General features: G+C 65.0%; 23 protein-coding genes and 1 tRNA gene. 5 read left to right on the top strand and 19 right to left on the bottom strand.

Features of this window, described 5'->3' with window-relative positions; translation table 11 throughout:
* Positions 1–17: 17 nt before the first annotated feature.
* The 11 genes from ALVIN_RS04310 to ALVIN_RS04360 form a co-directional block, all read right to left on the bottom strand.
* Positions 18–425, bottom strand: coding sequence for a hypothetical protein (locus tag ALVIN_RS04310; protein ID WP_012970092.1), 408 nt, complete (start codon positions 423–425; stop codon positions 18–20).
* Between the two features lie 21 nt (positions 426–446).
* Positions 447–1520, bottom strand: coding sequence for an ABC transporter ATP-binding protein (locus ALVIN_RS04315; RefSeq protein WP_012970093.1), 1074 nt, complete (start codon positions 1518–1520; stop codon positions 447–449).
* A complete protein-coding gene (locus ALVIN_RS04320) occupies positions 1517–2185 on the bottom strand; it encodes a molybdate ABC transporter permease subunit (RefSeq protein WP_012970094.1) in 669 nt (222 codons plus the stop codon). Before ALVIN_RS04320 ends, ALVIN_RS04315 begins: the two co-directional genes overlap by 4 nt.
* A gap of 4 nt (positions 2186–2189) precedes the next feature.
* Positions 2190–2897, bottom strand: a complete 708-nt coding sequence (gene modA / locus ALVIN_RS04325) for a molybdate ABC transporter substrate-binding protein (protein ID WP_012970095.1) — start codon at positions 2895–2897, stop codon at positions 2190–2192.
* 15 nt (positions 2898–2912) lie between these two features.
* Positions 2913–5150 carry a TonB-dependent receptor gene (locus tag ALVIN_RS04330; protein ID WP_012970096.1) on the bottom strand — a complete coding sequence of 746 codons (2238 nt, stop codon included), beginning with the start codon at positions 5148–5150 and terminating at the stop codon, positions 2913–2915.
* A gap of 53 nt (positions 5151–5203) precedes the next feature.
* Complete coding sequence (locus tag ALVIN_RS04335; RefSeq protein ID WP_050750286.1) at positions 5204–6088, bottom strand: substrate-binding domain-containing protein; 885 nt, start codon at positions 6086–6088, stop codon at positions 5204–5206.
* 158 nt (positions 6089–6246) lie between these two features.
* The gene (locus tag ALVIN_RS04340; protein WP_012970098.1) at positions 6247–7119 is read right to left on the bottom strand and encodes an energy transducer TonB; all 873 of its coding nucleotides are present in this window, start codon (positions 7117–7119) and stop codon (positions 6247–6249) included.
* Positions 7116–7508, bottom strand: coding sequence for an ExbD/TolR family protein (locus ALVIN_RS04345; protein ID WP_012970099.1), 393 nt, complete (start codon positions 7506–7508; stop codon positions 7116–7118). The genes ALVIN_RS04340 and ALVIN_RS04345 overlap by 4 nt, the downstream gene beginning before the upstream one ends.
* The gene (locus tag ALVIN_RS04350) at positions 7508–8170 is read right to left on the bottom strand and encodes a MotA/TolQ/ExbB proton channel family protein (RefSeq protein ID WP_012970100.1); all 663 of its coding nucleotides are present in this window, start codon (positions 8168–8170) and stop codon (positions 7508–7510) included. Before ALVIN_RS04350 ends, ALVIN_RS04345 begins: the two co-directional genes overlap by 1 nt.
* 76 nt (positions 8171–8246) lie before the next feature.
* Entirely contained in the window at positions 8247–8879 is a 633-nt protein-coding gene (locus ALVIN_RS04355; RefSeq protein WP_407637050.1) for a molybdopterin-dependent oxidoreductase, read from the bottom strand.
* A gap of 37 nt (positions 8880–8916) precedes the next feature.
* Complete coding sequence (locus tag ALVIN_RS04360) at positions 8917–10899, bottom strand: TonB-dependent receptor plug domain-containing protein (RefSeq protein WP_012970102.1); 1983 nt, start codon at positions 10897–10899, stop codon at positions 8917–8919.
* A 442-nt stretch (positions 10900–11341) separates the two neighbouring features.
* Here ALVIN_RS04360 and ALVIN_RS04365 point away from each other — a divergent pair, with 442 nt between their 5' ends.
* Positions 11342–11896 (top strand): cyclin-dependent kinase inhibitor 3 family protein, encoded by a 555-nt coding sequence (locus tag ALVIN_RS04365; protein WP_012970103.1) that lies wholly within the window; start codon positions 11342–11344, stop codon positions 11894–11896.
* 26 nt (positions 11897–11922) lie between these two features.
* On the top strand, positions 11923–12636 hold the full coding sequence (locus ALVIN_RS04370) for a hypothetical protein (RefSeq protein WP_223295261.1): 714 nt from the start codon (positions 11923–11925) through the stop codon (positions 12634–12636).
* Here the strand turns inward: ALVIN_RS04370 and ALVIN_RS04375 are convergent.
* The 6 genes from ALVIN_RS04375 to ALVIN_RS04400 all read right to left on the bottom strand — a co-directional run bounded on the left by ALVIN_RS04375 (position 12606) and on the right by ALVIN_RS04400 (position 19875).
* The gene (locus ALVIN_RS04375) at positions 12606–13877 is read right to left on the bottom strand and encodes a sensor domain-containing phosphodiesterase (protein WP_012970105.1); all 1272 of its coding nucleotides are present in this window, start codon (positions 13875–13877) and stop codon (positions 12606–12608) included. The genes ALVIN_RS04370 and ALVIN_RS04375 overlap by 31 nt on opposite strands.
* Positions 13874–16021, bottom strand: coding sequence for a methyl-accepting chemotaxis protein (locus ALVIN_RS04380; protein ID WP_012970106.1), 2148 nt, complete (start codon positions 16019–16021; stop codon positions 13874–13876). Before ALVIN_RS04380 ends, ALVIN_RS04375 begins: the two co-directional genes overlap by 4 nt.
* Before the next feature lie 403 nt (positions 16022–16424).
* The gene (gene modC, locus ALVIN_RS04385; protein ID WP_012970107.1) at positions 16425–17510 is read right to left on the bottom strand and encodes a molybdenum ABC transporter ATP-binding protein; all 1086 of its coding nucleotides are present in this window, start codon (positions 17508–17510) and stop codon (positions 16425–16427) included.
* Positions 17511–17514: 4 nt separating this feature from the next.
* The gene (modB, locus tag ALVIN_RS04390; RefSeq protein WP_012970108.1) at positions 17515–18192 is read right to left on the bottom strand and encodes a molybdate ABC transporter permease subunit; all 678 of its coding nucleotides are present in this window, start codon (positions 18190–18192) and stop codon (positions 17515–17517) included.
* Between the two features lie 15 nt (positions 18193–18207).
* Positions 18208–18960: a molybdate ABC transporter substrate-binding protein gene (modA, locus tag ALVIN_RS04395; protein ID WP_012970109.1), complete on the bottom strand. Its 753-nt coding sequence runs from the start codon at positions 18958–18960 to the stop codon at positions 18208–18210.
* A 102-nt stretch (positions 18961–19062) separates the two neighbouring features.
* Positions 19063–19875: a TOBE domain-containing protein gene (locus tag ALVIN_RS04400; RefSeq protein WP_012970110.1), complete on the bottom strand. Its 813-nt coding sequence runs from the start codon at positions 19873–19875 to the stop codon at positions 19063–19065.
* 254 nt (positions 19876–20129) lie between these two features.
* Between ALVIN_RS04400 and orn the strand changes: the two genes are divergently transcribed.
* Positions 20130–20678 carry an oligoribonuclease gene (orn, locus tag ALVIN_RS04405; protein ID WP_043795517.1) on the top strand — a complete coding sequence of 183 codons (549 nt, stop codon included), beginning with the start codon at positions 20130–20132 and terminating at the stop codon, positions 20676–20678.
* On the opposite strand, the gene lnt is transcribed toward orn, so the two are convergent.
* Positions 20648–22192, bottom strand: coding sequence for an apolipoprotein N-acyltransferase (gene lnt / locus ALVIN_RS04410; protein ID WP_223295262.1), 1545 nt, complete (start codon positions 22190–22192; stop codon positions 20648–20650). The two genes, orn and lnt, sit on opposite strands and share 31 nt — an antisense overlap.
* Positions 22193–22304: 112 nt before the next feature.
* A tRNA-Met gene (locus ALVIN_RS04415) sits at positions 22305–22386 on the bottom strand.
* Positions 22387–22539: 153 nt separating this feature from the next.
* Between ALVIN_RS04415 and ALVIN_RS04420 the strand changes: the two genes are divergently transcribed.
* Both ALVIN_RS04420 and ALVIN_RS17515 read left to right on the top strand, forming a co-directional pair.
* The gene (locus ALVIN_RS04420) at positions 22540–23625 is read left to right on the top strand and encodes a tyrosine-type recombinase/integrase (RefSeq protein ID WP_012970113.1); all 1086 of its coding nucleotides are present in this window, start codon (positions 22540–22542) and stop codon (positions 23623–23625) included.
* Positions 23622–24248, top strand: a complete 627-nt coding sequence (locus tag ALVIN_RS17515; RefSeq protein WP_012970114.1) for a hypothetical protein — start codon at positions 23622–23624, stop codon at positions 24246–24248. The genes ALVIN_RS04420 and ALVIN_RS17515 overlap by 4 nt, the downstream gene beginning before the upstream one ends.
* Positions 24249–24344 lie beyond the last annotated feature (96 nt).

The following is a 24344-nucleotide window of genomic DNA, read 5'->3' on the forward strand; positions in this document are numbered from 1 at the left end:
GCGCCCGAGAAACGCACTCAGCGCGGGCTGTGCGACTCCAGGGTAAAGCCGTCGATCCGTTCCGCTTCCTCGCCGAGCGGTTCCTGCTGACGATGGACCAGCCAGCGACCGTCCGTGAGTCGCCAGGCGGTCACGGATTCGCCATAGGTCAGCGCGGGATAGAAGTCTTCGTCGTCGTCTGAGCGCGGATCGAACAACTGATAGTCGTGAGCGCTGTAGCAGAGCTGTCCGCTCGCGTCGTAGCCGAGCACCCGCCTGGCCTGGACCTCGAATTCACGAAAGACGCGAAACGCACTGGGCGGCACGACCCGGTCGTGCCATTCGAGCGGAAGCCGGGTGGACCAGCAGGGCCGGCAACGGTCGGCCGGATGAGAACGAACGGGTCTGGGGCGTTTGCCGTAGCGGCATTGATCGCTGTTCTGCATGGCGATGATCTCGGTGGCGGTTCAGAGTAAACAGGGGTTGCAGCGCGTCGCCTCGGCGTCCGTGGCGCGTCCCGACAAGGGGATGATCGCCGCGTGTGGGATTCCGAGTCGGGTGCGACTGCCGGGCCTCGGTGTCGGGGTCCGGCGGTCGAGCCGGATCTGGATGGCCGTGTGATCGGGCAGGCGGCCCAGCAGTGTCCGGTCGTCGTCCAGTGCGATGACGCGGGTGATCTCGATCTCCAGTCCCAGCGCGTCGCCGAGACGCAGTCCATCGGGCCGGATGGCGATGACCTCGGCGCGTGGCTCATCCGGACTCGCCGCAACCCGAACCCGGCCCCAGCCTCCGTGCGCGACGTCTCCCTCCCAGTGGTCGACCGGGAGCAGGTTGGGCCAACCGAGTATCCGCGCGACCTCGGCATCGACCGGGCGAGCAAAGACCTCCGCCGTGGGACCGAACTGGCGCAGTCCGCCGTCGATGACGACTCCGACCCAGTCGGCGAGCTGGCGCACGTCATCCAGGTCATGCGTGACCAGCAGCGTCGGGGTCGGCTGCTCCAGCATCAGCTCCAGGAATGCAAGACGCAGCGACTGACGCAGATCGGGGTCCACGGCCGAGAAGGGCTCGTCGAGCAGCAGGACGCTGGGCCGGGGTGCCAGGGCACGGGCCAGAGCCACGCGCTGGCGCTGACCGCCGGAGAGTGAGTCCGGTCGCCGCGCGGCGAATCCGGCGAGTTGCAGGCGTGCCAGCCAGCGGGCGACCTCGCGTTCGCGATCGACGCCGGACGGCAATCCATAGGCGATGTTGCCGGCGACGCTCAGATGCGGGAAGAGCGCGGCCTGCTGGAACAGAAATCCCAGCCGACGGCGACCGGGCGCCAGATCGATCCGACGGGCGCTGTCGAACCAGATCCGCTCGCCATGCCGGATGTGTCCGGCCTGCGGGCGTTCCAGTCCGGCCAGGAGTCTGAGCAGGGTCGTCTTGCCGCCGCCGGATGGGCCGATGAGGGCGGTGATGCCGGTGGCGGGCGTCCGGATCGCCAGTCGCAGATCAAAGCCGGGCCGGGAGAAAGCGAGATCGGCGATCAGTGGATTCATCGGCCGCGCCCCAGTCGGCCCAGCCAGAAAAAGAGCGTCAGCGACACCAGACCGAGCAGGAGCGACAGCCGGGTGGCGCACTCAAAATCGCCATCGAGCACCTGATTGTAGATGGCCAGCGACAGGGTCTCGGTCGAACCCAGGATGTTGCCGCCGAGCATCAGGGTGATACCGACCTCACCGAACGAGCGTCCGACCCCCAGGATCAGTCCGGCGGCGATGTGGCGTCGGATCACCGGGATCACGACCAGGAACAGGGTCGCCAGACGGCCCTTGCCGAGCGTGTAGGACACCTCGATCAGCTCGCGCGCGCTGCCCTCGATCGCAGACTGGATCGGTTTGACCACCAGCGGCAGGCCGGCGATGAAGGCGGCCAGCACCAGCGCCGGAAAGGAGAACACCAGATTCCAGCCGAGCCAGTCATGCAGCGGTCCGCCGATGGCGCCGTGCCGCCCGAACAGCATCAGCAGCAGGAAGCCGATGGCGATCGGCGGGAACACCAGCGGCACCGACACCAGCGCATCGAGCAGACCACGCAGCGGAATCGGCCGGCTGAGCGTATAGCCCAGGGCGATGCCGGCGATCAGGAAGAGCACCAGCACCACGCCGGCCACGTGCAGGCTGAGCAGCAAGGCCGCCGGAGAGCAGTCGAGCCAGGGTGTCATCGGCTCAGAGTCCGTACAGCCTCAGAATCGTCTTTGCCGCGTCCGAGCCGAGGAAGTCGGCAAAGGCGTTGGCGGCCTCGGATGCCGGTCGCTCATTCGGGAAGGCCAGGACGATCAGCGGCGGGTCATAGAGATCGGCGGGGATCTCGTCGAAGCCGGCGATCCTGTCCTGTAGGCCCAGGGCGTCGGTGATGTTGATGAAGCCGGCATCGACCGTCCCGGCGACCAGATAGGCCGAGACCTGGGGCACGGTCGCCAGGGTCATCAGCTTGGGCTGTATCTGGGGCAGCAATCCGCTGCGCTCCAGGAACTGCGTCGCCGCGCGGCCGTAGATGGCCTTCTTGGGGTCGGGTAGAGCGATGCGCTCGACCTCGGGCGCGGTCAGGGCCGCATAGCCGCTCAGCCGCTTGGGACCATAGGCCAGTACCAGCCGCCCTTGACCCAGGTCGAGATAACGCTCGAAGAGTTCGGTCTTGGACAGAAAACCCTGTTCGCCGATGACCAGATCGACCCGACCGCTGTCGCGCGTCTGAGCCAATACCTGCTGCATGTTGCCGAAGGTCGCCTCGACCTTGAGGCCGGTCGCTTGGGTGAAGGCGGCATAGATCTCGGTCAACGGCTTCTTGTAGCCCGCACCGGCGGCGATCAACAGCGAGTCGGCCGAAGCCGGGCAGGACAACATCAGTGTCAAGATGAGTGTGAAGAGGCGCATGGTCGTTTCCAGGGATCAGAAGTTAGCGGAGAGCGACAGCGCCAGCGTGCGTGGCGTGCCGGGGTAGTAGTCGATGCTGCCCGGACGCGCGTCGTCCTGGCCGACATCGATGGTGCCGATGTAGTCGGCGTCGAAGAGATTGATGAGCGAGAGATCGACCTCCAGCGATTGGAGTGCTCCGACCCGGCCAACGCGGTAGGCGGCGCTGAGATCGACCGTGGCATAGGCGTCGACCGACTCCTGGTTGGCCGCATCGCCATAGCGGCGGCCGACGTAGCGGGCGATCGGAGTCAGACTCCAGTTGCCGGCGCGGTACTCGACGCCGAGCTTGGCGAGCCACTCGGGCGCATCCGGCACCTGATTGCCGTCCGTTTCCAGCACAGCGGAGCCGGCGGTGCGGATGTCGTCATTCAGCCGATTGATGTTCCAGGAGAGACTGCCGACCAGGGTCCAGTGGGCGTCGATGCCCCAGCTCGCTTCCAGCTCAGCACCATAGGCCGTGGCCTCGACACCACTCTGGAGGTAGGAGACGCCGACCGTCGGGTCGTAGGCCGTGACCTGCTTGTCGCGTAGCTGGCTGTAGAACAGGGTCGGAGTCAGCATCAGGTCGCCCCGGCGCCATTGGAGACCCAGCTCGACGGTATCCGATGTTTCCAGCGCCAGGTCATCCCAGAGCGTCTGCAAGGTAATCCCGGCCTTCTGGAACGCCTTTTGATTGCTCATGTAGACACTGTAGAGCGGCCCCATCCAGGGATTGCCGACGGTTCGGCCATAGGCGCCCTTGAGGTCGAGCGACGGGGTCAGGGCGAAGCGGGTGCTCAGCGTCGGCAGCCATGCCGTCAGCGTCGTGGCCTCTGTGCTGAGGCTGGACTTGACGGCCGGATTCAGATCCAGCGCCGCGTCGTGGCTGACGTCCGGGAGTCCTGTCCCGTCATAGCTGGTGATGCCGGGGAGGCGGAAGCTCAGATAGCGCAAGCCCAGGCTGTAGCGCCAGCGGCCCTGCTCACCCTGGAGCTGGAAATAAGGACTTTCGTAGGCACGCGCGCCCATGTCCGAGAGAATGCCCCATTTGGAGAATACCGGCCGCCCTTGCTTGTCGAGGCTGTAGACCTTCTGGCTCATGGGCGGCGGCATACTGGTGACGCGGTGGCTCCAGTAGCCGAATGTCAGACTCTGATCGGGGGCGATCTGCGCGACCAGCTCGGCGGTGGCGCCGTACTGCTCCTGGTCGATGTCGACGACGGTGACGGTATTGGTCTTGCCCACACGGCGTTGCCCCTCGCTCGATAACCAATAGGGATTGAAGCGCAGTCGCAGGGTCTCGCTCAGATCCCAATGCAGGCGGGCGAGCAGGTTGTCTTCTTCGAAGTGCTGGGTGTTGTAGGCGTAGTAGTTGGCGTCCTGCGTCGCCACGCCGGTCAGTTCGGCGTTGTAGCCCAGGTCGCCGTAGGTGCCGAGATCCTGGCTCTGGGCATAGGTCAGGGGGCGGTATTCGTCGCGATGGAAACGGTTGTGCGCGGCATAGAGCTCCAGGCCGCCGCGCTCGCCGAGCGTTTGGGTGAAGCCGGCATTGACGGTGTCGCGTGACTGATCGCCCGGCCCGCGCCACTGGTCGCTCTCGGCGGTGGAGCCGGAGAGAAAGAGGCGCGATCCGCCGTTGAAGGTTCCGGTGTCCAGACGGGCGAAGAGTTTGTGAAAGTCATCGCCGCCGACGGCGACACGGGTGCGGACACCGGGCTCTGCCGTCGGTGCCAGGATGTTCAGATTCAGGCTGCCGGCCAGGTTGCCCAGGCCAAAGCCGACATTGGCCGGCTGCGGACCGCGCCAGAGGGTCACGCCTTCCAGGTTCTCCAGGTCGAAGAGATTGCCCACACCACCGCGTCCAGTGCTGACCGACGACGGTGTGCCATTCACCGTGACGGCCAGATTGCTGTAGCTGTAGGCGGAGATGCCGCGCACCCGCATGAAATTCTGATCGACACTCAGGCCGTAGGCGTCCAGTCCCGAGAGGTTGACCGAGGGCATGAGGTCGAGGGCGCGGTAGGGATTGGCCTGGGCGGCGCCGCCCAGCGTTGCCAGTCCGTTGCGGTCGACGTGCGAGGCCGAGTAGTCCTGCTCCGCCAGTGGCGCGACCGACGGAGTTGGAGCGGCTGTGACCTCGATGACGGGCAGTTGGGTCTCCGCACTGGCCGCGCCTGGAATCAGCGTCAGCGCCGGACAGAGGAGCAGGAGCAAAGAGCGATCGCGATGCATGATGACGACTTCCGTGAAGAATCGAAGTGAAGGCGGATGACTCGGGTGGTCCCTCAGTCGACAGCGGCGCCGGATGCCGGCGATTGAGGCAGTGGAAAGATCCAGGGGCCAGGCCGTTCCGGTGTCGCCACAGCCTGGTTCGCGGCGCTGAGCGCCGCTTGGCCGTTCGGGCTCACCAGATAGTCCGCAAGCTGATTGGCCGATGCCCGGCGCGCTGCATCCGCCGGGTGACGCGGCCCAGGCTCGACCACCACATAGGTGCGACGCATCGCCGGGTCGCCTGCGAGCAACACCTGATAGCCGGGATTGGGCTGGCGGCCGAAAACGATCGGGATGTGACCGACGACCACATAGGCCCGCTGTCGAGCGGCGGCCTCCAGCACGCGCTGGCGTGGCCAGGCATCGTCCGGGAGCTGCTGTTGCGGTCCCGGTCGCACGCCGGCCACGCGCCACAGCCGCTGGACGATGGCGAAGCTGCCGGGATCGCGAAAGCTCAGTAAGGGCGCATTCGCCAGTGCAATGCGACGCAGGGCGTCGGCGCCGTCGCCGGCCTGACGGACACCGGCTGGATCGTCAGGCGGGCCGGCGATGACATGGGCGTTCTGCGCCCAGGCGCGCAGCGGTGCAGCGATGCCACGGGCCAGCAGATCGAAGGTTTCGTCGCTGCCATGGATCAGCAGCAGGTCGGCCTCGCCGCGCTCGAACAGCGGCAGGATGTCCTGCTTGGGCGCGGTGGCGACAGTGTCGATGCGCAACCCGGTGGCCAGTTCAGCGCGCCGGGCCAGCTCAGGCCAGACACCGCACAGCGTCAGACCACCGACCGCCGCGACACGAATCGCTGTGGTGGACGCCGGAGGTTCGCCGCCGACCGCACCCCCGGCGAGTGCAGCGAGCCACAGTGCCGCAGTCAGCCGGCTCAAGAGCTGTTGCAGTCTCATCGTCGGAACTGTGCCGCCAAGCCAAGGTGGAACGTTCGCGGTGCCCCGTACTGATCGCTCGAATATCGGTCTCGATTTGTGGTCGGCACATAGCATGAAAACTCTCCTTTTGAGGCTGGGGTCTGGGTAATCAGTAGGCTTGGAGGCGTGCTTTCCGGCTAACGATCGAGCTTGAAGCGAACCGGGACACGCACCCAGGCGCTGATCGGTCGGCCGTTCTGGTGCGCCGGCTTGAAGCGCCAGCGCCGTACCGCACGCTGCGCCGCTTCGTCCAGACTGGACACGCCCGAGGAGCCGGCGATGAGCACCTGACTCGCCTGACCGCTCGCGCTGACCAGCACCCGCAGATAGACGGTGCCCTCCTGACGCTGACGACGTGCCGCGTCGGGATAGCCGGGGGCCGGATTGTTCAGATAGGCGGCTGGTGACTGATCGCCTGTGCCGGCGCGGCCTTTGGCGGCCGATGCGCTACCTCCGCCGACGCCTGTGTCCGATCCGCCTCCGGCGGTGGCCGACTTGCCCGACGGTTGAGCGCGGCCAAGGTTGGCGAGCTTGGCGGATACCTTGGGCGGTGCAGCGCGCGACGGCGGACTGGATTTCGGTTTGGGCGGCTTCGCCTTGGCCGGTGGCTTGGGTTTCGGTTTCGGCGTGGTCTTGGGTTTGGGCTGTGCCGCCGCGACCGGCACAGGCGTTGGATCCGGCGGCTGTGCCAGCCTGGGTGTCGGCGGGTCAGGCTTGGACTCGGGTTCGGCCTCGGGTTCAGCGGGTTCAGACTCGGCAGGCGGCGTCACGACCGGCTCGGAGTCGGCCGACTCGGGATCACGAGGGCCGTCCACCGTGCCGGCCGCAGCGGAATCGGCCAACGCGGCGATGGACACCAAACTCACTTCGATGGGCGCTTCGGCTGACGGCGGATCAGGACGCGCCGGCCAATGAGCGAGTCCCGCGACCATCGCCGCCTCGGCACCCAACGCCACCAGTGTCGCCAGCCACAGCGGCAGATTCGGCAGTGGATCCTCTGCACGGATCATGCGCGTGGCTCGCGGGTGGCGATGCCGATGCGGGTGACACCCGCGAGACGGCACACGTCCATGACGGCGACCAGATCGCTCAGCGCGGCGGCCTCGGCGCCGGCGATGACCACACGGGTCTCGGTACCACGCTCACGCAGGAGGAGGCCGAGCTGTTCCAGAGTCAGGGTCTGTCGGTCGATGCTGATCATCCCGGCTGCGTCCAGACTGATGACGACCTGCGGCGACTCCAGGCGCTCGGCGCTGGCGCTCGCCGGCAGTCGGCTGCCGATGCCGGTGGCTGGGATCATGTTGAGCGTGACCATGATGAAGAACACCAGCAGAAAGAACATGATGTCGATCATGGGCACGATCTCGATGCGCGCCTTGCGCCGTTGCAGATAACGCATCAGTCCGCGCTCCTGTCCCGCCCCGGCACGGAGGCGCCCGCCACCGGCCCCGAGCGTCCGAAGCGGTTGACCAGCATCACCTTGAGCGTGTCGAGCTGATGCACCGCGAGACGCACCCGCTCGTTGAGTCCGTTGAAGCACACCAGCCCGATGACGGCGATCAGCAGCCCGGCGGCGGTCGCGACCAGCGCCTCGGCCACACCGCCGGTCACGGCGTTGGGCGCCGCGCCCGGTTCGGCCAGCACCTGGAAGGCGTGGAACATGCCGATGATGGTTCCGAGCAGTCCCAGCAACGGGGCCAGTGTCACCGTGGTATCCAGCACCCACAGCCGCCGATCCAGGAGCGGGACATGGCGCAGGATCACCTCGTCGAGCCGGCTGGCGAGATCCGGATCGGCCTCGGCGGACGCGGCCAGTGTGGTCTCCAGGAGCGCGCCGTGCAGATGGCGCGCCTGCGTCTCGCGAAGCGAGGTCAGACCGTTGCGATCCTGCGCGGCCAGAGGCGTCAGGGCCTGTGTGAGCGCCGCGCCGTGGCGTGTCACGCGGCGCAGCACCCAGGTGCGCTCGACGATGACCGTCAGCGCCAGCGTCAGCAGAATCACCATCAGGTAGAGGATTCCGCCCGACTGATTGGCCAGTTGGAGCAGGTAGGCTGGATCCATCGGCGATCTCCGGTCGTGTTGCGTTCTATCTTTCGAGCCATAACGCTAGGCGCGCTCAGGTCGTCGTTCCGGTCGCTCAATGTCCGAGCGGCCGCACCTCGATCTCGTTCAGCCAGCGCACGTGACGCGGCCCGGTGCGGGTGTCCGTGGTGGAGACGAGCGCGATGCGGCCCTCGGCGTCATCGAGCGGCCGACCGTCCTTGCTGAAGTAGACGATCACCTGATCGCCGACGGCCGAGTTGAAGAGTTCGGCCCAGGAGAAGACGGCGATATAGCCGTCGGTTGCGCGGGCGATGATGGCCATCTGGCGGAAATGCTTGGGCGTGAGCGCCTTGAGCTCCGCGTCCAGGAGGATGTCGCGCAGCCGCACGCCGCGCAGGTTCTCGCGTTTGCCGAGGTTGGCGCCGGACTCGCAGATCATGTCGAACTCACCGATCCGGTGCGGCGGAAACCGCTCCAGATCGGCGACGCTGAGCGTCTTGGGATGGACCACGGCGCCGGTGAGTGTGAGCGTCTCGGATACCGCTGAATGTCCGGGTGTGCGCATCGCCTGTAGGGGATTCGTCGTCGCGGACGCTGAGACCGGCGTGCCGGCTTGGGTCTCGACCGGGTGCGAGGTCTGCGGGGACGTGACCGCCTTCTGGCTCAGTGCGGCCAGGGACAAGCCAGCCAAGGCGATGACGAAGAGTGGTTGTTTCAAGCGTGACATCATCGGTCGTTCCTCTGTCAGGACGTTGGGAGTGGGTTCAGAATTCATACCTGGCGTTCAGCATCCAGGTGCGCCCAGCCGCCGGATAACCATCCGCCAGCGCATAGTCGGCGTCGGCGAGGTTGTCGAGTCGAGCTTCGAGGAGGAGTGCCTCGACCGGACGATAAGAGAGCTTGAAGTTGGCGGTGGTGTAGCGGTCGAGTTCGACGGTCTGGGAATCCCAGCGCGGGCCTTCGTACTGGAGATAGAGCAACGCCTCCAGACGGTCGATCGGCCGAAAGAGGACGTGCGCCGTGAGCTTGTGATCGGGGACGCCGGTCAGACGGGTGTCCGGGTCGCTGCGGTTCTCGCGATCGAGCAGGGTCAGGTTCCCGCCCAGCTCCCAGTGGGTGCCGATCGGCGCCTTGGCGCCCAGCTCCAGACCGGCGAGGCGGACCTCGCCGACGTTCTGCATCTGATACTTGTCGTCCTCGACATCATTGACCTGCTGGATGAGATCCGTCACGTCACTGAGGAACAGGGCCGCTTCGAGGCTGAGACGGCCCCAGGGCGTCCCCTGGTAGCCGATCTCATAGTTGATGGAGTGCTCGGCCTCTAGGTCGGGGTTGGGGATGGCGGTGCCGAGCCGCAGCGAATAGCGGTCCTTGAGGGTCGGGAAGCGGGTCTTGGTGGCGACCGTCGCATAGAGTCGCCCGACCTGAGCCACATCCCAGAAGAGACCGGCCTGACCATTGGCGGCGGACTGCGTGTCCGGTTTCGGGACCGGGTCGGTCAGCTTGTCGACGGTCTCCGGCCGCAGCTCGCTCCAGGTGGCGCCGAGCGCCAGGGTCAGATCCTCGCGCAGACGGATGTTGTCCTCCAGGCCGACCGAGGTCTGGGTGTCCTCGAAGTGCTCGGTCTGCTTGAGGGTGTCGTCGCCCTTGTGCTCGTCCTGCTTGAGCTGGACGCTCAGCCCCAGGTCATGACGCGCGAAGCGGGTCGAGCGTAGTTCGATCGCGCCACCGAGGGTGCGGTCGTCATAGACGCTCTTGCCGGCCGCACCGAGGCTGCCGCGTCCCGAGGTCTTGAGCCGGGTATAGGTATCGTCCGTATAGGATTCGACCGCATTGTCATAGCTGTCGTGATAGAAGCGCAGCTTGACCGACTCGGTTGCGCCGAGCGCGGTGCGCGAGATGAAATACAGGCTCTCCTTGTCCCAATAGGGCCACTGCCAGTAGCGCGCGGCGCTCGGATCGGTCGAAGGCGGCTGTCCCTTCTCGCCGTGCTGACGGTAGTAGCTCAGGGCGTACTCGTCGGTCGCGTTGGGCGTCAGGCCGAGCTTGAACGAGAGCTTGTCGTCGCGGTGGTAGGCGTTCTCGCGTGCGCCGCCGTCCTCGGTCGCCGTCGGCTCGAAGTCCGAGGACAGCCTGAACCCATCGCTGTCGGTCCAGGCGGCGCCGGCCTGCACGTACCAAAGCCCCTGATTGCTGCCGACGTTGGCCGACGCCTGACGGGTAGTGCCCTCGCCGAAGCCAAGACTGACATCGCCCTCGAGTTCCCGGGTCGGCTTGCGCGAGATGAGATTGATCGCGCCGCCCAGGGTGTTGGGACCATAGGTGACGGAGCTGAACCCCTTGGCGACCTGGATCGCCGAGAGATCGGCCGTGGTGAAGCGGCCGAAGTCGACATAGCCGTCGTAGGGAACATAGACCGGGATGCCGTCGATGAAGAGCGGCACCTGGCGCGAGTCGAAGCCGCGCACGAAGACCACCTGCTCGTTGCGCGAGTTGGTGGCGACGGTCACGCCTGGAAGCAGATCCAGGGCCGCGCCGACGGTGTCGCGGTTGTAGCGGCGCATCGCGTCGAGCGTGACGACCGAGGCAACCTGATCCGCACCCATGGTGCCCAGTGGGGCTTCGGGCGTGGCGGTGACCGTGACGGTGCCGAGATCATAGACGGGCGGCGTTGACTCGGCCTGGACGTTCAGGGCGAGTCCGAGGAGCGTCAGCGTCAGGGTGGGGCGATGGCGTTCATTGGGCATCAGGGGCGGGTCTCTCTAAAGCAGGGATTGGGCGGACGCACAACGGCGGGTGTCTGTCGTTATATTTATTTTTTTATAACGCAAGGCGAAACCAGCAACCGCGTGCACTCAGATGGCTTACTCAGATTAAGCATAGGGCATGCCAATCATCATTGGCGGCGATCGAAACGCGCCGGAGCGCCTGTTTCATGAGCGGCCAGGCCAATGGTCGGTGACGAGGGTCCGGGACCAGAAAAAGACGCCTGGAGCAAATATCACATGCCGCTATCCTTTTTGTATATAACGCAACATCGCCCACAACCGGGGGGAGTGTTGTTCGGGAAATGGTGCTTCGCCCGCAGGCGAGCGATCACGACGGCATCGCTCGGTAGCCGGAGGTCGACAGCGCGAGGTGTGCTGCCGGATACTGCGACCTGCAACCTTTCTCGTCGGCCAGACCCGTATGCCAACACCCCGGACCAGCCAGACCCATCCTCTACAGATTGCGGAAGTCCGCGCAACGCCGTCGCACGGGCGGATCGGGATCACCTTCTGTCCAGGCAAGCATGACCCCTTTGCCCACACGGGAGCCTGGGAGCGCGATCTCGGCAGCGATTTGGATGCCATCGCAGCCTGGGGCGCGCGGCTGGTGCTGACCCTGCTGGAGCCGGCCGAACTCGTGGCGCTCAAGGTTCCGTCTCTCGGGCAGGAGATTCAGCGCCGAGGCATCGCGTGGCTGCATCTGCCCATTGCCGACTACTCCGTTCCAACCGAGGCGTTCGAGCACCAATGGGTCACACAAGGCTGTGCGATCCGCGAGCGACTGCGCCACGGCGATGACGTACTCGTGCATTGCCGGGGCGGACTGGGGCGGGCGGGGATGATCGCGGCGCGGCTGCTCGTCGAGCTGGGCGTGGACACCGAAGAGGCGATTCGCTCCGTGCGCGGCGCGCGCCGGGGCGCCATCGAAACGCCCGCGCAACTCGCCCTGGTGCGCCGGATCGTTCCGCTTCCCTGAGCCGAGTCGCCGTGATGAGCGTTGGAATGCCCGTGATCGATACGGCCGCCATGCAGCGCGTCGGCGGACAGCTGGGCACCAATCCCGCCGGCATTTACCAGGACGCGCGCGGGCGACGCTACTATGTGAAGACGCTGGAGTCTGCCGCGCATGCGCGCAATGAAACCATCGCCGCCCGGCTCTACCGCCTGGCGGGCGCCCCGACCCTGACGTATGTGCACACCACGGCTCCCGACCAGATCGCCACGCAATGGGTTCAGCTCGACAAGACATGCGTGGCGCACTTCACCGAGCACGAGCGCCGGCAGGCGCAGCGGTGGTTCGGCGTGCATGCCTGGACGGCCAATTGGGACGCGGCGGGTTTCGTGGGCGACAATCAGGGCGTCCTCGCTGGAACCGTGTTGACGCTCGATGTGGGGGGCGCGCTGGCGTTCCGGGCTCACGGCGATCCCAAAGGGCGAGCGTTCGGCGCCCGCGTGGACGAACTCGATGTCCTGCGGAGCGACCAGGACAACCCGCATGCCATCAAACTCTTCGCGGATATGGGTCCGGATGACATCGAGCGGGCTATCCGGATCGTGGTCGGCATCCCCGACGCATGGATTCGCCGGGTCATCCTCGACAGTGGCGGCAGCGGCAAGCTGGTCGAAAAGATGATTGCGCGTAAGGCGGATATGGCAGGGCGTTTGACGGCTCTCACTCGGTCTGGTCAGGCCGGCCAGTCCAGATCGACGCAATAGACCCGAGGCCCCGTGGCCGTGGGCAGCTGGATCGATAGGGTGACGCACATGTTGGCGCCGGTCAGTGAGAGGTACGGGCGGGTGACTTGCACCCGGTCCGGTTCCGCGATGGCCCGGCGAAAATACGGCTTGCGTGACCAGACAGCCCCTCGCGCCTCTGCCAGGGGTTGAAAGCGGGGGTCCGGCGTGCGCTTGGCCATCAGATTGTCGCCCAGTTGATGACCGTCGCCATCCAGGATGAAGCAGCGCTCCACGCGCGGCAGGCACAACAGTTCCTGGCAGGCCGCCTGCGGTGGCTGGCCGGCGGCGATGCGGCGGGCCGCCGTCTCGAAGACCTGTTCGTAGTGACGCAGCTCGCGCCGATAGCGCAGTGCCTCGCCGGTGGCGAAGGCGCGAAAGCGATCGCACAGACCGTCAGGGAAGCTGGCGTCCGCCTCGGTCGGTACCGATGTCGGACGGCCGAAGTAGTAGCCCTGCACGAAATCGATGCCGGCATCCATCGCGATCAGGGCCTGTTCCTCGGTCTCGATGCCCTCCATGACCACCAGGCTGCCCGATTCGTGCAACAGACTGACCAGATTGGGCAGCAGCCGCCGCACCTGCCGCTGCTGCGCCGCCTGCTCGATGGTGTTGCGGTCCATCTTGACGATGTGGGGTTGCAGACGCCAGATGCGATCGAAATTCGAGTGGCCGGCTCCGAAGTCATCGATGGCGACGAGGCAGCCCAGATCCCGGTAATAGTCGGCGGCCGGGACGAGTTGCTCCCGGTCATCAATGGCGCTCTCCAGGATCTCGATCACCACCCGATTGGGCGATAGGTCGTGTTCGGCCAGCAACTCGGCAAAATAGGAACCATGGTCACGTCCGTGGATGGACACCAGGGGACTGACATTGAGAAACAGCCAGCCCGTGTCCTCACCGGCGTCCAGGACGTTGCGGATATGCACCAGACGGCAGAGGCGATCCAGGAACACGCATTCCGGCACGTCCCGCGCGCGGCGAAAGGCGTCCGGGGGCGACACCGGCGCGCCTGTGTCGGTCTGCGCCCGCATCAGTCCTTCGTACCCCACCGGCCGCCGGTGGGTGATGCTGAAGATGGGCTGGAAGGCGCTGGTGATCTTCAGGTCGCCAAAGCGTCCCCACCACCGTCCGGTCTCCCGGAAGGAGTGGGCGGCGATGGCATGGCAGGCGGACGGCGGCACCATGGCCGTGTCCGCCGCCGCAGGCCGCTCCTGGCTCATGTGGACGACCTGCTGACCTGGAACTGACCCACCAGGGTCTGCAACCGCCCGGCCGTGGCTCTGACGCGCTCGACACTGCGGCTCAGGGTCTCCACCGTGGCGCGCATGATCCCCGTCACCTCGGCCACGGTATGAACGTCCTGCCCCTGCGACTCGCTGCTGTCGGCGACGGCCTGGATCAGCTGGAACAGATTCTCGACGATGTCGTGGATGCCGCTGTTGTCTGCGGCGGTGGCCTCGGCCAGACGCAGACCGTCCTCCACCCCCTGCATGCCGCCCTCCATGATGTTCACCGCCCGGCGCGCTTCGCCCTGCACGCTCTCGATCATGCGGCGGATGTCAGCGGTGGCGCTGGCGGTGCGTTCGGCCAGCTTGCGCACCTCGTCGGCCACCACCGAGAACCCCCGTCCCTGGTCGCCCGCGCGCGCCGCCTCGATGGCGGCGTTCAGCGCCAGCAGGTTGGTCTGGCCGGCGATCTCCTTGATCACCTCGACGATCTGGGTGATCTCCTCGGTGCGGGCGCTGAGGCTGCGGATGGTCTGGGCCGAGGCGTCGATGGTTTCGCGGATGCCGGCGGTCTTGCCCCGAACCAGCTCGAACTGGGCGCGGGTGTTGTCGACCACCTCGTCCATGGCCTGCCGCATGGCCTGTGCCGTCTCGGCCGCCTCACGGATGCGCAGCGTCTCCTCTTCCAGCGAGACCAGCATCCGTGCCACGGCCTGCGTGGCTGTCTCCGAGGTGGCCAGGGTGCTCTGGTTGTCGCCCAGCATCCGGGCGTTGGTCTCGCGTACCTGATGGGACGCGCTGATCACCTCGCCCACGGTGCCGTCCAGGTTGTCGATGAAACTGTTGATCCAGCGCCCCAGGTCGCCGGTCTCATCGCTGCGCAGCTGATCGGGTTGCAGGCGCTGGCGCAGATTGCCGCCACCTTCGGCGATGGCGCGGATCATCTCGGTCATGCCGTCCAGCTGTCGGCTCAGCTTGCGCGGGCCGGCGCGATGGAACGCGACCAGGCCCAACAGCACCATGGCCCCGGTGAGCGCCTGGGTGACGGCGAAAGGCAGCGCCAGCCACCCCAGCAGCAGATGACCGGCCCACAGGGTGCAGACGATGAGCAGGAACAGGCGCGTCAACCGAAAACCGATGGAGCGGCGCCGATAGACCTCCTCCAGGTCGCCCTCGCACATCATCCCCCACAGGTCCGGCGAACCCGGCAGTTGCAGGGTCACGCCCTTGCCGATGACCGGCACATGGCGGTAATCGGAATACCCCGGATAGGTGACGAAGAGGTTTTCACCCTTGGCGATGGTCTCCCGAACGCCTGGATGCAGGTGGCCGGTGGCCGGATCGGTGAAGCGCAGCTCCAGTTCGGTGTGCCGCGCGACCCGCACCGTACCCCAGTCGGTGCGCACCCCGTCCTTGAGGTTGTCGCCCAGGCTGAAGGTGCGGTCCTCGAAGCGCGAGCGCGACAGGGCGGTTCCCGGCGCAATGGCGGGATCGAAACGGGACTGCACCATGAACAGGTAGTTGTCGCCGGATTCGCGGTAGATGTGCCCGGCTTCGCGCTGGATCAGATCGCCCAGGACATCGTTGGGCACCCGGCCGCACACGCATCCCAGGCGCTGCCCCGCCTGTACGATGGGTTGATAGAACATCAGCGTCACTTCATCGTGGAAGCGCGACGAGGACGGTCCGATGCGCAGCGTGGTCTCGTCACGGTAGGGTCCATGCAGGAACGGCGCCTGCAGACCGGCCTGGACGGCTTTCGGGTCCAGATCGCGCTGGCCCTGACGATTTGGCTGGGTGGACGCCAGTACCCGACCCTCGGCATCGATGACGAACAGCTCCGAAAAATCCGGCATCTGGGCTTTCTTGGCCGCCAGCTCGCCGGGTTCGAGGCTGGGGAAGCCGTCTGCCAGGCGTTCGCTCAGCGCCGCCAGTTCCGCCCACTGGTGATTCGTCCATAAAGTCAGGATGCGCTTGCGGGTCTGCGCGATTCCTTCAAAGGACTTTTCCACCGCTGGATAGTGATCTCGGTTGAGCCAGCACGACCAGCCCATGGCCAGTTTTCCGGTCTTGCCAAACCAGGGCAGCCAGCGGCGCTCGCCGGCGCTCAGATTCATCTGTTCGCTTTTCAGGGTCATGAGAGAGTTTCGGCTTTTAGCCCTTATTGAGTGCACATACTTTTTTATGCACTATTAAAGCAATATTAAAGCCATAAATTAAATAATTGTTTGAGAAAACAATTTTTTTCAAGCCAGATCTGGGGTGCACTATTCGAAGGCGCGGCAAGGACTGCATGATGCAGGCGCTTCGCAAGCGCACTGTTTCGGTGCGTGCATTCGTGCACGTCAGCGCTGGTGGGCGGAAAGTGGTGCGCGCCTCCTGATTGAGGGTCCCCCTGAATTGCGTCCCTCAAGGATTGACGTAGACTGACGATCAAATCTTGGAAAGCACGATGCAGAAGATCCCGAAGCGGGCATATATGTTGCCTATGGCCTGATCCGTGGCCGGCATTCTTGCGTTGGGAGCGTCGGTCTTCCGACGTCAATCCATCAAGGCCACCGCCTTGACCTGAGCGAAGACGCTCTGGCCCTCATGCAGCCGTAGCCGGTCGCGCGAGTGGCGGGTGATGCGGGCCAGCAGCGGTGTTTTCTCGCCAGCTCCCGTGCAGAGCTTGACCAGCACCTGTGCCTGTTCGATCTCGCGCATCTCCAGGATGCGCGCGGGCAGGATGTTGAGGATGCTGGACGCTCCCGGTTCGTCCAGGGCCAGACTGACATCGCGCGCATGGATACGCACCCGCACCAGTTCATGGATGTCGCGATTGAGTCGCGCCACGCTCAGATGGCCGCCCTGGATCTCCAGCCGCGTCAGGGCATAGTCGTCGTCATGACTCAGAACCACGCCCTCGATGATGGCGCTCGCCTCCTGATCCTGAGCGAACGCGAGATCGAGCCGGCTGAACAGCTCGTTCACCGCCCCCTGGGCGCGCACGCGCCCCTGCTCCATCAACACCACGGTATCGGCCAGCCGCGCGACCTCGTCGGGCGAGTGGCTGACATAGAGCACCGGGATCTCCAGCGCGTCGTGCAGCCGCTCCAGATAGGGCAGGATCTCCTGCTTGCGCTTGAGATCGAGTGCGGCCAGCGGCTCGTCCATCAGCAGCAGTCGCGGCTGGACCGCCAGGGCGCGCGCGATGGCCACACGCTGGCGCTCGCCGCCCGAGAGCTGATGCGGGCGCCGGTCGAGCAGATGACCGATGCCGAGCAGCGCGACGGCCTGCTCCAGCGCCGCGCCGTCCATGGCGTTGCCGACGCGCTTCATGCCGTATTCCAGATTGCCGCGCGCAGTCAGATGCGGGAAGAGACTCGCCTCCTGGAACACATAGCCCAGCGGGCGCTTGTGGGTCGGCAGAAAGATCCGGTCATCCTGCCAGACCTCGCCATTGACGCTCAGACGGCCATCCTGGATCCGGATCAGCCCGGCGATCAGACGCAGCAGGGTCGTCTTGCCCGAACCGGAATGCCCGAACAGAGCCGTGACCCCGCGTCCCGGCAGTTCGAGATCCACGTTCAGCGTGAATTCCGGATAGTCGAGCTGGAAGCGGGCCTGGATGTGATCGGTCTTCATGGGGTCAGAAACGGCGTTGGTTGGGTTTGATGGTATAGAGTGCCAGCAGCACCAGGAACGAGAAGATCACCATGCTACCGGCCAGCCAGTGCGCCTGACCGTACTCCATGGCCTCGACATAGTCGTAGATCTGCACCGAGACCACGCGCGTGGCGCCCGGTATGTTGCCGCCGATCATGAGCACCACGCCGAATTCGCCGACCGTGTGGGCGAACCCCAGGACGGCGGCGGTCATGAACCCAGGCCGCGCCAGGGGCACCACGACGCTGAAGAAGCGATCCCAGGGACCGGCGCGCAGGGTCGCGGCCACCTCCAGCGGGCGCTCGCCGAGCGCCTCGATGGCATTCTGGATCGGCTGCACCACGAAGGGCATCGAATAAAACACCGAGGCGATCACCAGCCCCCAGAAGGTGAAGGGCAGCAGGCCGATCCCGATCGCCTGGGTGAGCTGGCCCACGGGACCATTCGGCCCCATGGCCAGCAGCAGATAGAAGCCGAGCACCGTGGGCGGCAGCACCAGGGGCAGTGCCACCACGGCGCCGACCGGCCCCTTCCAGCGCGAGCGGGTGCGCGCCAGCCACCAGGCGATGGGCGTGCCGATGAGCAGCAGCAGGAGTGTGGTCAGGCCGGCCAGACGGAATGTCAGCCAGATCGCCTGGATGTCGGCATCAGAGAAGCCCATGGCGCGCCCGTCCGGTCAGATCTCGTAGCCGAAGGAGCGGATGATGGCCTTGACCTTGTCGCTCTTCAGATAGTCCATCAGGGCGCTCGCCGCTGCATTGCCCTCACCGGTCTTGAGGATCACCGCGTCCTGACGGATCGGCTCATGCATCTCGGCCGGGACGACCCAGCCCGAACCCCCGATGATCTTGCCGTCTTTGAACACCTGTGACAGGGCGACGAAGCCCAGCTCGGCGTTGCCGGTGCTGACGAACTGGTAGGTCTGAGCGATGTTCTCGCCTTGGACCAGTTTGGGCGCGAGCATCTGATCGACCTGGAGTCCCTTCATGACCTCGACGGCGGCGGCGCCATAGGGCGCGGTCTTGGGGTTAGCGATGGCGAGCTTGCGGAACTTGTTACGACCCAGCACCTTGGCGCCATCTTTGATGAGCGCGGGATCGGCACTCCACAGCACCAGGGTGCCCGTGGCATAGGTGAAACGGGTTCCGGGTAGCGTCATGCCCTCGTCTTCCAGTTTGGCGGGCGTGGTGTCATCGGCTGCCAGGAACGCTTGGAAGGGGGCGCCGTTCGTGATCTGGGCGTAGAACTTGCCTGTCGAGCCGTAGGCGGCCTCGGCCTTGTGGCCGGTGTCCTGAGCGAAGGCCTCGGCGATGACCTTCATGGGGGCGGTGAAATTGGCCGCGACCGCGACCTGAACGGTCTCGGCCTGCGCGGTACAGGCGCCGGCGAGCAGGGCTAGGGCGGTGAGTGTCTTGGGTATGGTTTTCATGCGGGTTCTCCTGATCTGCAATCTTTTGACACGGATGAAGGGACGGCTATATCAATAAAGATATAACGGCTGGCGCAACAACGAATCGTTACAGCCAACCGCTCAATCCTTGACGGCCAGGATGACGTGCGGCGCCTTGATCAGGGCGCAGGCACGCTCGCCCACCATCAGTCCCAGATCGGTGGTGCTCTCATTGGTGATCATGGCTGTGAGTCGGGTTCCGCCATCGAGTGCCAGCACCACCTCGGTGTTGACCGCCCCCGTGACGATGTGCTCGATGACGCCGCACAGCCGGTTGCGGGCCGAGGTCTTGAGTCCGCCGTCCTCGGTGGCGAGGATGACGAAGGACGCCTTGATGAGGGCGAAGGCCTCGGTGCCGACTGCCAGGCCCAGCGCGGCGACGCTATCGTTGGTGATGATGGCGACCAGTGGATCACCATTGATGTCGAGCGTGACCTCGGCATTGACCGCGCCGAGCTTGATCGCAGAGACGACCCCGCGCAGATGGTTGCGTGTGCTGACTTTCATGCTCAATGTTCCCAAAAGTGCGTGAAAACGATCGAAATCCTGAATGCCCGTGCTCAGGCGCTCCAGGAAGCGCCGGTGCTCGCGCTCGGCGGCCTCGTAGACCGCGATCAGGCGTCGTCCCTCCTCGGTGAGCTCGGTCCCGCCGCCATGCCGCCCGCCGACCTGACGCCGTACCAGCGGCTGGGGCGAGAGATTGTTCATGGCGTCGACCGCGTCCCAGGCCTGTTTGTAGGACATGCCCAGTGACTTGGCCGCGCGCGAGATCGAGCCGGTTTCCGCGATGCGGCGTAACAGATCGATTCGGCCATGGCCGGCGAAGCGCTGCTGATTCAGATCCAGTCGCAGCGCGCCGCTGGTCTCCAGACTCTGTTCGAGGCTGTGCGTCATGATGGTCGATCTCCGAGTGGGGTGTTATATCAGAGACAATATAACGCAGATCGTTGAGCAAGTTTGAGGCCAAGGTCAACGAGGCTTCGAGGGTATCGCGGAGTTCGGTCCCTTGGGGCGGCTTTCTGGGCCGGCGAGGCGTGTTGCGCGGGCCGTCGATGTTCGAACATGGTGCGCGCGGCACGTAGCTTGACCGACAATGATGCGACAATGTGCCGGACATCGAACCGAACCATCGCATGGGCCCGAAACATATGAGCAAGAGCGAGCACAACCTGATCTGGATCGACCTGGAGATGACCGGGCTGGACCCCGACCACGATCGCATCCTGGAGATCGCGACCCTGATCACCGACAGTCAGCTCCGGGTGCTGGCCGAGGGGCCGGTGATCGCGATCCATCAGGACGAGGCAATTCTGGCTGGTTTGGACGACTGGAATCGCGAGCATCACGGCGCCTCGGGGCTGCTCGATCGCGTCCGCGTCAGTGCGCAGCGTGAGGCTGAGGCCGAGGCGGCCACGCTCGCCTTTCTTGCAGAGTACGTTCCGGCCGGCGCTTCGCCGCTGTGCGGCAACAGCATCTGTCAGGATCGGCGCTTCCTGGCGCGCTGGATGCCGCGTCTGGAAGCCTATTGCCACTACCGCAATCTGGACGTGAGCACGCTCAAGATCCTCGCCCAGCGCTGGGCGCCTGAGGTGGCGAGCGGTTTCAAGAAGGCCTCACGGCATCTGGCGCTCGACGACATCCGCGAATCCGTCGACGAGCTGCGTCACTATCGCGCCCATTTGCTGAAGATCGACTGAAGCAGACGGCGAATGTTGTGCCGGCCGCCGAGCAGCAGCAGGGCCAGGGCCAGCCCGACTGCCGGCGCGTTACCGAACCGGCTGAAAGGCGTAGCACCCTGGCGCGGCTGGATCTCGGCCGTGACCGCACCGCGCACGAAGGCCGGCAGGGTGTCGATCAGGCGACCGCGATGGTCGATGATGGCCGAGATCCCGGTATTGGTGGCGCGCAGCAGATCGCGCCCGGTCTCCAGCGCCCGCATCCGTGCAATCTCCAGATGCTGCGGCGGGGCGAGTGAGTCGCCGAACCAGGCATCGTTGCTGACGTTGATCAGATAGGCGGCCTCGGGCAGCGCTTCGATCACCTCGGCCGGAAAGACATCCTCGTAGCAGATCGACACCCCGGCCCGGTGTGCGCCCACGCTCAGCAGCGGGCGGCGGTCGTCGCCGGGGCTGAAGTCCGACATCGGGATCTCGAACAGCCGCACCAGCGGCCCGAGCCAGGACTTGAAGGGCAGAAACTCACCGAACGGCACCAGATGACGCTTGGCGTAGAGATCCTCCTGACTCCCGATCGCCAGCAGTCCATTGAAATAGCGTCCGCTCTCCAGATCCATCACCGGCAACCCGAGCACGAGTTCAGCGCCCTCGGCGCGCACCTGCTCGGTGAGCGGGTCGAGCAGGGGTGCGCGAACTTGGTGCAGAAAATCGGGCAGGGCGGTCTCGGGCCAGACGATCAGATCCGAGTCCAGGTGCTCCAGGGTCAGATCGACATAGGTCTCGCCGATCATCAGGCTCGCCTCGGGGTCCCATTTGATCGCCTGCGGAATGTTGGCCTGGAGCACGCTGGCGCGCAGCGGCGGGCCGGACGGCTCGGTCCAGTCGACAGCGCTCAGTCCGGCCCCACCGATCCAGATGGCCGCCAGCGCGATCCCGGCGCCGATCCGCGCGCGGTGACGCCAGCGGATCGCACACCACAGCAGCCCGCCCGAGAGTGCGACCAGCAGGCTGAGGCCATGCACGCCTAGGATCGGCGCATAGCCGGCCAGCGGTCCGGCGATCTGACCATAACCCAGACTGAGCCAGGGGAAGCCGGTGAACAGCCAGCCGCGCACCCATTCGAGCAGGACTGTGCTCCCTGGGAGCAGGATCAGCGGAGCGACCCAGGCCGGCCCTGGGTCCAGGCGCCGGACCAGCCAGCCGGCCGCGCCGCTGTAGAGCGCCATGACCGCGATGAACAGCGCCGTGAGCAGATGCGCGACCCAGGCGTCCATGTTGCCGAATTCATTGAGGCTGATCCGGATCCAGAACACGCCGAAGCCGAACAGGCCCGCGCCGAACAGCCAGCCGCGCCAGAAGGCGCTTCGTGGACTGGCGGTGACGAGCGACTGATGGAAAATCGCCATGGCCAACATGGCGACCGGAAACAGCGAGAAGGGTGCGAAGCTGAGCACCATCAGCACGCCTGCGCCGAGCGCCAGCATGGCGGGCGGGATCGGGAGGCGTGCGAGACCCGCCTTGGGTAGAGACATCATGGGGATCGCCATCGGACGGATTTGGAGGCGCCGTTTCTATCAGTCGCGCGTCCGATGGTCAAACGAAAGAGCCGATATTAACGCTTGCTGATATCGGCTTTTATGAATTCGATGGTGGCTATGCCCTGACTCGAACAGGGGACCCTCGCATTATGAGTGCGATGCTCTGCCAGCAAAAAAGCGACTTGAGAGCCTGTTTTATCTTCTAGGTACCAATTCAGGTACCAGTGCACTGTAACGTGTGCTAATGTTTGGCCATGCGTAACCACGCCAGTTGACGCACAAACGAAACCCCGAAGGGATGCAGCCCACCGGGGTTCCTGCCGCCAACAGCTATCGGGGTAGCCATGGCCACGATCACCAAACTACAGCGCCCGTCCGGGACTGTCTACAAGGCTCGCGTCCGCCTGATCGGGCAGGACGGGGAAACCTCCCGCACCTTCAAGACCCGCACCGCCGCCGAACGATGGGCGCGGAAGTTCGAGGCCGCTGCCCTGGAGGATCGCGCGGGGCTTATCATGGAAGGGCAGAAACACACCCTCAAAGACGCGATCAAGCGTTACCGAACCGAGATCCTGCCTGACCATACTGCCACCACGCGCCCCACATATGCGCAACGCCTGGATTACTGGTGCGCTGAGCTGGGGCACCTTCGCCTATCCGATGTAACGCCTGCCAAGATTGCCGGATGTCGGGATGAATTGCTGACCTCCAAGGCGCCAGCAACCGTGCATGGCTATCTCGCCGTCCTGGCGTCTGTACTCACGACCTGCGTCAAGCGTTGGCATTGGGTCAAAGAGTCACCGATGGCCCATGTGGATAAGCCGTCAGTGGCCAATGGCCGGACGCGGTTTCTCTCTCAGGACGAACTGAGCCGCTTGCTCGAAGCCTGTCGAGCGTCTGAGAGTCCCGACCTGTACTTGGCTGTGGTGCTGGCCATCACCACCGGGGCGCGTCGAGGCGAGTTGCTGGGACTGCGCTGGCGTGATGTGGATCTGGTCAAGGACGTGCTGTATCTGCGCGTGGACAACGAGACCACCACCAAGGGCGGGGTTCGTGCCGTGCGCATTGCGTCCCAAGTCAAGCCGATCCTGGAGGCCCGGCAAGCCGGGTATCGGCGGGGCAAGGTTGCCGACATCACCGGGGCTGCCCTGGTGTTCCCAAGTCGAGTCAGCACGCGCCAGCCGGTAGACCTTCGGACGCCGTTCAGGACCGCCTTGAGGCGAGCCGGTATCGAGGGGTTTCGTTGGCATGATCTCAGGCATTCGGCCGCGTCCTTCATGGCGGCGCATGGCGCCAGTCTCGTCGAGATTGGCGCGGTTTTGGGGCATCGATCCGCGCAGACCACGAAGCGATACGCACACCTTGCCGAGCAAGCCGCCCATGAGCTTGTCCAGGGGACGGCGGATAAGGTGTTGGGGGGGATGGAATGAGCAAGATCCCCGAAGAATACCGAGACCTGTCTTGGTATTGGGCAGGTACAGCCGCCAAGATCGCCGCTGCACTCTGCCATGGTATGCCTTTCAAACGGCGTAATAGCCTATTGTTGGAACCGGGCTACGTCGATGAATGGTTAGATATTAAAACTGAACTGCACAGAGAAATTATAGCTACGGGTAAGACAAGACTAGATGAAACTGGAACATCAATAGAGGACTGGATTAGCGGTCACGATTTATCCGAATTCCTCGCGCAGAAAGGCGCATCGGAGAGAATAGGGGGAAATTTTGAGCGTCCTCCTCCTCCCTATGAGCACCCAAGCTGGTGTCCGTTGGGGCTAGGCGACGATCCCCTGAATGAAGCTGATACTGAAGAAACCCCTAAACCGCGTCCAGGCCGCGCACCTGAAATAGCCATGCTCGAAGCTGAATGCACCGCTTGGGCATGGTTTCACAAGAACTACGAAGCGATACAAGCAAGGGAGAAAACCGAAGCGCAAGGTATCGAGTTCGCTATTCAAAAGCATTACCCTGAAGCTAACCGAGACAAACAGGGCGCAAAACGGGAAACCTTGAAGCGCCGTATCTCGGAGCGTAGAAAGCAATTGAATCAATGACTTGTGCGGGGCGAATCGTCGCGGTATTTCTGCCCGTCGCGCCCCTGATTTCGTCTCGCTAATCTCGCAACCACGCCAATCAAGGCGCATCCAACC

It is taken from the genome of Allochromatium vinosum DSM 180, assembly GCF_000025485.1.
Taxonomy (GTDB): Bacteria; Pseudomonadota; Gammaproteobacteria; order Chromatiales; family Chromatiaceae; genus Thermochromatium; species Thermochromatium vinosum.

What these genes read in the sequence shown, in the direction of transcription:
- ALVIN_RS04310 (WP_012970092.1), bottom strand. Translation starts at nt 425, where the DNA reads ATGCAGAACAGCGATCAATGCCGCTACGGCAAACGCCCCAGACCCGTT.
- ALVIN_RS04315 (WP_012970093.1), bottom strand. Translation starts at nt 1,520, where the DNA reads ATGAATCCACTGATCGCCGATCTCGCTTTCTCCCGGCCCGGCTTTGAT.
- ALVIN_RS04320 (WP_012970094.1), bottom strand. Translation starts at nt 2,185, where the DNA reads ATGACACCCTGGCTCGACTGCTCTCCGGCGGCCTTGCTGCTCAGCCTG.
- modA (WP_012970095.1), bottom strand. Translation starts at nt 2,897, where the DNA reads ATGCGCCTCTTCACACTCATCTTGACACTGATGTTGTCCTGCCCGGCT.
- ALVIN_RS04330 (WP_012970096.1), bottom strand. Translation starts at nt 5,150, where the DNA reads ATGCATCGCGATCGCTCTTTGCTCCTGCTCCTCTGTCCGGCGCTGACG.
- ALVIN_RS04335 (WP_050750286.1), bottom strand. Translation starts at nt 6,088, where the DNA reads ATGAGACTGCAACAGCTCTTGAGCCGGCTGACTGCGGCACTGTGGCTC.
- ALVIN_RS04340 (WP_012970098.1), bottom strand. Translation starts at nt 7,119, where the DNA reads ATGATCCGTGCAGAGGATCCACTGCCGAATCTGCCGCTGTGGCTGGCG.
- ALVIN_RS04345 (WP_012970099.1), bottom strand. Translation starts at nt 7,508, where the DNA reads ATGCGTTATCTGCAACGGCGCAAGGCGCGCATCGAGATCGTGCCCATG.
- ALVIN_RS04350 (WP_012970100.1), bottom strand. Translation starts at nt 8,170, where the DNA reads ATGGATCCAGCCTACCTGCTCCAACTGGCCAATCAGTCGGGCGGAATC.
- ALVIN_RS04355 (WP_407637050.1), bottom strand. Translation starts at nt 8,879, where the DNA reads ATGTCACGCTTGAAACAACCACTCTTCGTCATCGCCTTGGCTGGCTTG.
- ALVIN_RS04360 (WP_012970102.1), bottom strand. Translation starts at nt 10,899, where the DNA reads ATGCCCAATGAACGCCATCGCCCCACCCTGACGCTGACGCTCCTCGGA.
- ALVIN_RS04365 (WP_012970103.1), top strand. Translation starts at nt 11,342, where the DNA reads ATGCCAACACCCCGGACCAGCCAGACCCATCCTCTACAGATTGCGGAA.
- ALVIN_RS04370 (WP_223295261.1), top strand. Translation starts at nt 11,923, where the DNA reads ATGCCCGTGATCGATACGGCCGCCATGCAGCGCGTCGGCGGACAGCTG.
- ALVIN_RS04375 (WP_012970105.1), bottom strand. Translation starts at nt 13,877, where the DNA reads ATGAGCCAGGAGCGGCCTGCGGCGGCGGACACGGCCATGGTGCCGCCG.
- ALVIN_RS04380 (WP_012970106.1), bottom strand. Translation starts at nt 16,021, where the DNA reads ATGACCCTGAAAAGCGAACAGATGAATCTGAGCGCCGGCGAGCGCCGC.
- modC (WP_012970107.1), bottom strand. Translation starts at nt 17,510, where the DNA reads ATGAAGACCGATCACATCCAGGCCCGCTTCCAGCTCGACTATCCGGAA.
- modB (WP_012970108.1), bottom strand. Translation starts at nt 18,192, where the DNA reads ATGGGCTTCTCTGATGCCGACATCCAGGCGATCTGGCTGACATTCCGT.
- modA (WP_012970109.1), bottom strand. Translation starts at nt 18,960, where the DNA reads ATGAAAACCATACCCAAGACACTCACCGCCCTAGCCCTGCTCGCCGGC.
- ALVIN_RS04400 (WP_012970110.1), bottom strand. Translation starts at nt 19,875, where the DNA reads ATGACGCACAGCCTCGAACAGAGTCTGGAGACCAGCGGCGCGCTGCGA.
- orn (WP_043795517.1), top strand. Translation starts at nt 20,130, where the DNA reads ATGAGCAAGAGCGAGCACAACCTGATCTGGATCGACCTGGAGATGACC.
- lnt (WP_223295262.1), bottom strand. Translation starts at nt 22,192, where the DNA reads ATGATGTCTCTACCCAAGGCGGGTCTCGCACGCCTCCCGATCCCGCCC.
- ALVIN_RS04420 (WP_012970113.1), top strand. Translation starts at nt 22,540, where the DNA reads ATGGCCACGATCACCAAACTACAGCGCCCGTCCGGGACTGTCTACAAG.
- ALVIN_RS17515 (WP_012970114.1), top strand. Translation starts at nt 23,622, where the DNA reads ATGAGCAAGATCCCCGAAGAATACCGAGACCTGTCTTGGTATTGGGCA.